The organism is Embleya sp. NPDC005575 (assembly GCF_040605455.1).
Lineage (GTDB): Bacteria > Actinomycetota > Actinomycetes > Streptomycetales > Streptomycetaceae > Embleya.
This window is the reverse complement of the sequence record NZ_JBEXCV010000267.1, coordinates 1-7,171: the sequence shown is the minus strand read 5'-3', so window position 1 is coordinate 7,171 and position 7,171 is coordinate 1. Positions and strand designations below refer to the sequence as shown.

5 protein-coding genes and 2 pseudogenes are annotated in these 7,171 nt (G+C 74.2%); all 7 read right to left on the bottom strand.

Annotated elements, in window-relative coordinates; genetic code table 11:
• Positions 1–908: pseudogene (locus ABZS54_RS41430) on the bottom strand (hypothetical protein); the annotation flags it as partial.
• Positions 905–2,008: an Rv2231c family pyridoxal phosphate-dependent protein CobC gene (gene cobC, locus ABZS54_RS41425; protein WP_355548138.1), complete on the bottom strand. Its 1,104-nt coding sequence runs from the start codon at positions 2,006–2,008 to the stop codon at positions 905–907. The gene cobC and the pseudogene ABZS54_RS41430, both read right to left, overlap by 4 nt.
• A 185-nt stretch (positions 2,009–2,193) precedes the next feature.
• Entirely contained in the window at positions 2,194–2,679 is a 486-nt protein-coding gene (locus ABZS54_RS41420; protein ID WP_355548135.1) for a cobalamin biosynthesis protein, read from the bottom strand.
• A 176-nt stretch (positions 2,680–2,855) separates the two neighbouring features.
• Entirely contained in the window at positions 2,856–4,070 is a 1,215-nt protein-coding gene (gene cbiE, locus ABZS54_RS41415; protein ID WP_355548141.1) for a precorrin-6y C5,15-methyltransferase (decarboxylating) subunit CbiE, read from the bottom strand.
• A 117-nt stretch (positions 4,071–4,187) separates the two neighbouring features.
• Positions 4,188–5,648 (bottom strand): cobyrinate a,c-diamide synthase, encoded by a 1,461-nt coding sequence (locus ABZS54_RS41410; RefSeq protein WP_355548132.1) that lies wholly within the window; start codon positions 5,646–5,648, stop codon positions 4,188–4,190.
• Positions 5,645–6,259, bottom strand: coding sequence for a cob(I)yrinic acid a,c-diamide adenosyltransferase (gene cobO, locus ABZS54_RS41405; protein ID WP_355548129.1), 615 nt, complete (start codon positions 6,257–6,259; stop codon positions 5,645–5,647). The genes ABZS54_RS41410 and cobO overlap by 4 nt, the downstream gene beginning before the upstream one ends.
• Positions 6,260–6,449: 190 nt before the next feature.
• Positions 6,450–7,076: pseudogene (locus ABZS54_RS41400) on the bottom strand (VWA domain-containing protein); the annotation flags it as partial.
• Positions 7,077–7,171 lie beyond the last annotated feature (95 nt).

The window sequence follows — 7,171 nt, the reverse complement described above, 5'->3', positions numbered from 1 at the left end:
CCGCCGACCGGCCGGCCCGGCTGCGGGGGCGCCGGCGGCTGCGGCACCGCCGACTGCGGTGCCTGCTGCGGCTGCTCAACGGTCTGCGCTGCGCGTACCCGCTGGCGCAGCCGACCGCCGGTGACTCCGGGCTGCTCGACGAACGCACCGGCCACCGGGTCGGGCGTCACATGCGACGCCACACCCGACGGCACCTCGGGCCCGGCCACCGGCTGCGCCTGCGGCACGTTCGAGCCGTACTCGGCGACCGGCTGCCCGGTGATCGGCGGCACGAACTGCGGCACGGCGGGCGGCGGTACGACGGGCACCGCGTGCTCGGGCGGCGCGGCGGGCGCGGGCACGCCCTGGGCCGGCACGCCGGGCGCGGGCACACTCTGGGCCGGCACGCCGGGCGCGGGCACACTCTGGGCCGGCGCCGGATACGGCTCGGCCACGCCCTGCGGCGCGCCGTACTCTCCGGGGCCGAACCCCTGGACCGGCTGCGGAACTTCCTGATGCGGCGTCATCGGACCGGGCGGATAGGGGATCTGACCGGCCGTCATCGGCGCGACATAGGTCTCCTGCGGTTCCGGCTCGTCGATGATCATCGCGGCGAACATGCCGGACTGCGGGCCGGGCACGGCGTCGTACGCCTGCTCGACCGGCGGCACCGGAGCCTGTCCCGAGGCGTCGTCGCCGGCCGCGGCCATGCGATCGGCCAGGGACATCCCGGGAGCAGCCGGTACCGGCACGTTCGGGTCGGCCCAGCCGGCCTGCGGCCCCGGCATCAACAGCGAGTCCTCGTCGTCCAGATCGTCGTATGGGTATGGACCGGCCGGTTCCCCCACCGGACCGGTGCCGGCGGCGTGCCTGGCCGGGGCAGGGCCCACGCCCTCCCCAGCAGGTCGGCGCTCGTCGGCTTCGCTCATGTAACTACTCCTTCCAGGGCAGCCGCGAAGGCCAGCGTCGTGGCACGATCCCGCACCGCGATCCGAAGCCAATCCGGGCCGAGGCCCGGAAAGGTGTCGGCCCGCCGAACCGCGTAGCCTCGCTCCCTCAGCTGCTCGCGGATCTCTGGGCCCCCCTCGATCCGCGCGAGCACGAACGAGGAACGGGGAACGACCGGTAGCCGCATCCCCGAGACCGTGCGCAACCTCTCCACGAGGTACGAACGGTCAGCCGCGAGCGTAACGGCCAACGCCTCCGCCTGCGCGAGCGCCTCCGGCGTGCAGCACGCCTCGGCGGCGATCAGCGCCGGTGTCGACACCGACCACAACGGCTGAGCGTCCGTGAGGATGCGCACCAGATCCGGGGAAGCCAGGACGTAACCGATTCGAAGTCCGGCCAACGCCCAGGTTTTCGTGAGACTTCGCACAACCACGAGCCCGGGAAGTTCGCGTCGGTCGGCCACACTTTCGGGTTCGCCGGGGATGGTGTCGGCGAACGCCTCGTCGACCACCAGGATTCGGCCGGGGCGTGCGAGCGCGGCGATCGTGGCCGCGGGGTGCAGTACCGAGGTGGGGTTGGTCGGGTTGCCCAGAACGACCAGGTCGGCCTCGTCGGGGATCCGGGCCGGATCGAGGGTGAAGCCGTCCTGCTCGTCCAGCAGCACCCGGTGCACGGTGTGCCCGGCGGCCCGCAACGCGGCCTCGGGCTCGGTGAACTGCGGGTGCACGACCACCGCGTGTCGAGGGGTCAGGGTTCGGGCGAGCAGTACGAATGCCTCGGCGGCGCCCGCCGTGGGCAGCACCTCGGCGATCGGGCGCCGGTGTCGGGCCGCGATGGCCGCCCGGGCCCGGCCGGTGTCGGGGTAGGCGGCCAGGTCGCCCAGGCTCGCGGTGAGGCGGCGCACGAGCCACGGCGGCGGGGCCGTGAGCCGGACGTTGACGGCGAGGTCCACCAGTCCCGGCCCGATCTCCGCGTCGCCGTGATGGCGCAGGTCCACGTCCGGCGCGACGCGTGCGCCCGGTGCGCCGTCCCGTTCGTCGGGAATGGGCCCGTCGAGTTCCGTCATCGCGTCACTGCCCATGTCCGTGGTTCCGTACCCCTGACCGGTGCCCCTGCCCCGCCCGTGTCGTTCGTGTCCATGATGGTGGTGATGGTGCCCGGTCCGACGGCCGGGGTCCCGGCGTTGACCGTGAGCCGGCACTTCTCGACCGGTTCGCCGTGCGAAATCGACTGTCGCATCGTCGAATCCGCCCATTCTCGTACCGATCACGGCGTTTGTTGGTCCGCCCCGGCGTTCGCCCCACCGTCCGCCGGTCCCGTGTCGGCCGCTCGCCCGCCCGCCGGCCGATGGCGGGCCACCGCGACCGTACAGCGTGGGCGCGCCCCCACGCCGCGCGTCTTGGCCACCAGCAACTCGCCCAACGGTGTGCCCGGTAGCGGCCCGAGTCGCGCGGCGGCCTCGGCCACGCCCGGCGTGCCGACCGCCGCCCGGACCCGCTCGCACGGATGCGGCACCGGCACCGCGGCGAGTTCCTCCGCGGCACGGGCGCACAGCGGCAGTCCGAGCAGCGCTGCTCCCGCGACCAGTCCCGGCTCGTCCGCCCGGGCTGTCACGGTCACCAGCGCCAGCACCGCCGAGCGCGCCAGACCGGCCCGCGCGAGCACGGCGCACACGCTCGCGCGCACCTCCTCCGCGCCCACCCCGCGCGCCGCCCCGACCCCGACCACCAGGTCCTGTCCGGTCGGTGGCACCAGACAACGCGGGCCCGCCGGGATCCGCCGGACAGGATCCCGGTCCGGCCGGACCGACACCGTGCCGGACGTGGCCGAATCCAGCCCCTGTGCGGCGCCCGCCGGCGAAGCACCCGGCGCGGCAACTCCCGCCGCCCGGCCGGCAGTCGTCCACCGACCCGACACCCGTTCCCCGGTCAAGCCCGGTCCCCCCACACCACGAACGCCGGATGCGCCGGTTCCAGTCGTTGGGCGCCACCGGCGACCGGCGCCAGCCGCGATGCCTGCAACAGACAGCCCTCCACGGCGTAACCCGAGCGCTCCAGCACCGCCCGCGTTTCGGCCACCCGGTCCACCTCCGACATCGCGGCCACGATTCGCTCCGGCCGGCGCGCCGCACACGCGGCCACCGTCGAGGGTCCGCCACCGCCGACGAACACCACGTCCGGCAACGGCAATCGGGACAGCACCTCGGGGGCCTTGCCGTGTACCACCTGCACCTCGACCCCGAACCGGCCGGCGTTCTCGGTGATCAGGTCGCACCCGAACGCGTCCTGCTCGACCGCGACCACCGCCGCGCCGTGCCGCGCGCACTCGATGCCCACCGAACCACTGCCCGCCCCGATGTCCCAGACCAGGTCGCCCAGCCGCGGCCCGAGTCGGGCCACCGCCAGTGCGCGCACCTCGGCCCGGGTGATCGCGCCCGCCCGGTGCGCGTACGCGTCCTCCGGCACCGCCCAGCCGCGCACCGGCCCGGGAAAACCGGGCCGTTCGCCCGCCAGCCAGCCCGCCGCCGCACCCGCGCGCGGAGCCGGCCCGATCACGATCACCACGTCCACGTCGGACCACTCGTGCTCGATCGCATGCTCGGCGGAGACCATCGAGATCTCCTCCCGTTCGGTGCCCAGGTGCTCGCACACCACGAAGGTGCGCGGCACATCCGGGAGCAGCGCGGCGAGTTCGGCCGGCCCCGCGCCCGGACCGGTGAGCACCGCGACCTTGCCGAACGCCCGGCACACGTTCGCCGCGCGCCGCACGTCCCGGCCCAGAGCGCTGACCACCCGCGCGTCGTCCCACGGCATCGAGGCCCGGGCGAACGCCAGCGCCACCGAGGACACCGCGGGCACGATCTCCAACTCCAGGCCGTATTCGGCCCGGCGCAACAACCGCACGATCCCGAAGAACCCGGGGTCGCCGACGGCCAGCACCACCGCGATGCCGCGATGCGCGCCGATCCGCTGCGCGGCCACATGCACGTTGCCCAGCACGACCCGCTCGGCGCCCTCGGGCACCGTGACGGCGGCCAACAACCGTTCCGGGCCCGCCACCAGGGTCGCCGTCCGCAGCGCCTGCACCGCCGGTGCCGACAGTGGCGCGCCGTCGTACCCGATCACGGTCACCCGATCAGCCATGGCCATCCCCCTCATCGTGCCGAACCCCGAGGGAGGCTCCGCGCGTGGTCATGCGGCCCCACGAAGAGCAGCCCGTATCCGACACGACGTCGGCCGCCCCGTCCGAGGTTGCGCCGATCACCGCCCGAGCGTGCTCCCATCCCTGCGGTCGGTAATCGGCCGCACCCCCACGCCGTCCCGCGCGCCCGCGCCCGCGTCCGCCGTTCCCGCGCCCGCCGGATCGGCCGCGAGCGAGCAGGACCGGGCGAACCGGCGGGCCAGATCGGGCGCGCCGGCCCAGTGCGCGTGCAGATACGACGCGTGCACCGATCCCGCGATGTGCCCTTCCAAGCCGGAGTCGCCCAGGGACCACGCCGCCCGGCTGCCGGCCCGCGGCGTGAGCGTCGTGCGGTGGAACTCGTGCCCGCGCACCACCCGTCCGGTCACGGCGAGCACCGAGTCGTGCGCTGCCGTGGCCTCCCGATAGCCCAGGGTCAGCCGCTCGGTCATCCGCGCGTCGGCGTCCAGCACACCGCACATCGGCGCACCGTCCAGCGTCCGGGCCAGGTACAGCAGACCCGCGCACTCGGCCGCGATCGGACCGCCGCGCGCGGCCAGCGCCAGCACGTCGGCGCGCAGTGTCGTATTGGCGGACAACTCCGCCGCGTACACCTCGGGAAAGCCGCCGCCCAGCACGAGTCCCGCCGTGCCCGCCGGCAGCCGCTCGTCCCGCAGCGGGTCGACGGTGACCACGTCGGCTCCGGCCGCCCCGAGCAGTTCGGCGGTCTCCGTGTACCCGAAGGTGAACGCCGAACCACCCGCGAGCGCGATGGTGGGTCGCCCGGGAATCGGTCCGGCCACCTCGTGCACCGGGTCCCACGGCGCGTCCGGCAGCGGCCCCGCGCCCGCCGCGATCCGCCGCACCGCGGCCAGGTCGACGCTGCGCGCGAGAAGTTCGCCGAGCGCGTCCACCGTGCGCACGGCGTCCGCATGCCGTTCGGCGACCGGGACCAGGCCCAGGTGTCGGGCCGGTTTGGCGATCGCGTCGTGCCGGCGCAGCACACCCAGAACCGGCATGCCGATCTCGTCCAGCGCCTCGCGCAGCATGCTCTCGTGCCGGTCCGAGCCGACCCGGTTCAGGATCACCCCGGCCACGCCCACGTCCGGATCGAACGCGTCGAACCCGCGCACGAGCGCGGCCACCGAGCGGCTCTGCGCCCGCGCGTCCACGACCAGGATCACCGGCGCCGCGAGCAGACGCGCGACGTGCGCGGTGGAGGCGTACCCACCACGCCCGGCCGCACCGTCGAACATGCCCATCACACCCTCGACCACGGCCAGATCGGCACCGCGCGCGCCGTGCGCGAACAGCGGTGCGATCCGGTCCTCGCCGACCAGGAACGGGTCCAGGTTGCGCCCGGGCCGGCCGGCCGCGAGCGCGTGATAGCCGGGATCGATGTAGTCAGGCCCCACCTTGTGCGGCGACACGACGTCGCCGCGTCGGGTGAACGCCGCGATCAGCCCGGTGGCGACGGTGGTCTTGCCGTGCCCGGAGGCGGGTGCGGCGATCACCACACGCGGCAGCGCCGGAGCACTCACCACTCGATGCCTCGCTGGCCCTTTTGGCCCGCGTCCATCGGGTGCTTGATCTTGGTCATCTCGGTGACCAGGTCGGCCGCCTCGATCAGGCGCGGGTCGGCGTCGCGACCGGTGATCACCACGTGTTGACTGCCGGGCCGATCGCGCAGCACCGCGACCACCTCGTCCACGTCCACCCAGCCCCACTTCATCGGGTAGGTGAACTCGTCGAGCACATAAACCCGATAGGTCTCGGCAGCCAGATCGCGCTTGATCTGCTCCCAGCCCTGTCGGGCCGCCTCGGCGTGGTCCTCCTGGGTGCCCTCGCGCTGGATCCAGGACCAGCCCTCGCCCATCTTGTGCCACGTGACCGGACCACCCTCGCCGGTCTCGGTATGCACGCGCCCGAGGGTGCGCAGCACGCTCTCCTCGCCGACCTTCCACTTCGCCGACTTCACGAACTGGAACACCCCGATCGGCCAGCCCTGATTCCAGCCGCGCAGGGCCAGCCCGAACGCGGCCGTGGACTTGCCCTTTCCGGGCCCGGTGTGCACGACGACCAGAGCCCGATTCCGACGCTGACGCGTGGTCAGCCCGTCGGCGGGCACGTGCGTGGGAACGCCCTGCGGCATGGTGATCTCCCTTGTGGATAGGAACGTCGACCCGGTGTGGAAGGGTCGACGAAAGCACGAGCGCAACACCGAACCGGCCTCGGTCACCGACCGGGCCGAACACCTCGACCCGTCGGCGTTGCAAGCCGGCGGGTCACAAGTCGGCCGCCTGCGGCCGGCGGCGGACCCGGCGAACAGGTCGGGACGCGGGTCAGGCCACCGAACGTACATCCCGAACCAGCCCCGCCAGGCCGTCCGCCGCCAGTTCGTCCAGCGTGACCACCGGCCCGCCCAGGTCGACGGCGAGCCGCGCCGCCAGCCCGAGCCGAACCGGCCCGCTCTCGCAGTCCACCACCAACGAGGCGACCCCCGTCGCGGCCAACAGCCGCGCCGCCCGCCGGCTCTCGCCCAGCGCGTCCCGCCCGCCCGTCGCCCGCCCGTCGGTGACCACGACCACCAGCGCCCGGCGCAGCGGATCACGCAGCCGCTCCACCCGCAACGTCTCGTGTGCGCGCAGCAGTCCTGCACCCACCGGGGTACGCCCGCCGGTGGGCAGCGCGGCCAGTCGGGCCGCGCCGATCTCGACCGAGGAGGTCGGCGGCAGCACCAGCGAGGCGTCCGCGCCGCGGAAGGTGACCAGGCCGACCTTGTCCCGCCGCTGATAGGCGTCCAGGAGCAGGGAGAGCACCGCGCCCTTGACCGCGCGCATGCGCTTGCGCGCCGCCATCGACCCGGACGCGTCCACCACGAACAACACCAGGTTCCCCTCGCGGCCCTCGCGGACCGCCTCGCGCAGATCCGCGCGCCGCAGCAACAACCCAGCGCCGGTGCGGCCTCGGCGGCGAGGTGTTGGTACCGATGGTCATCGAGATCGCGGGCTCGTCCACGGTGATCAGCGGCAGCGGACGCGGGTCCTCGGGGTCGGCGATGGTG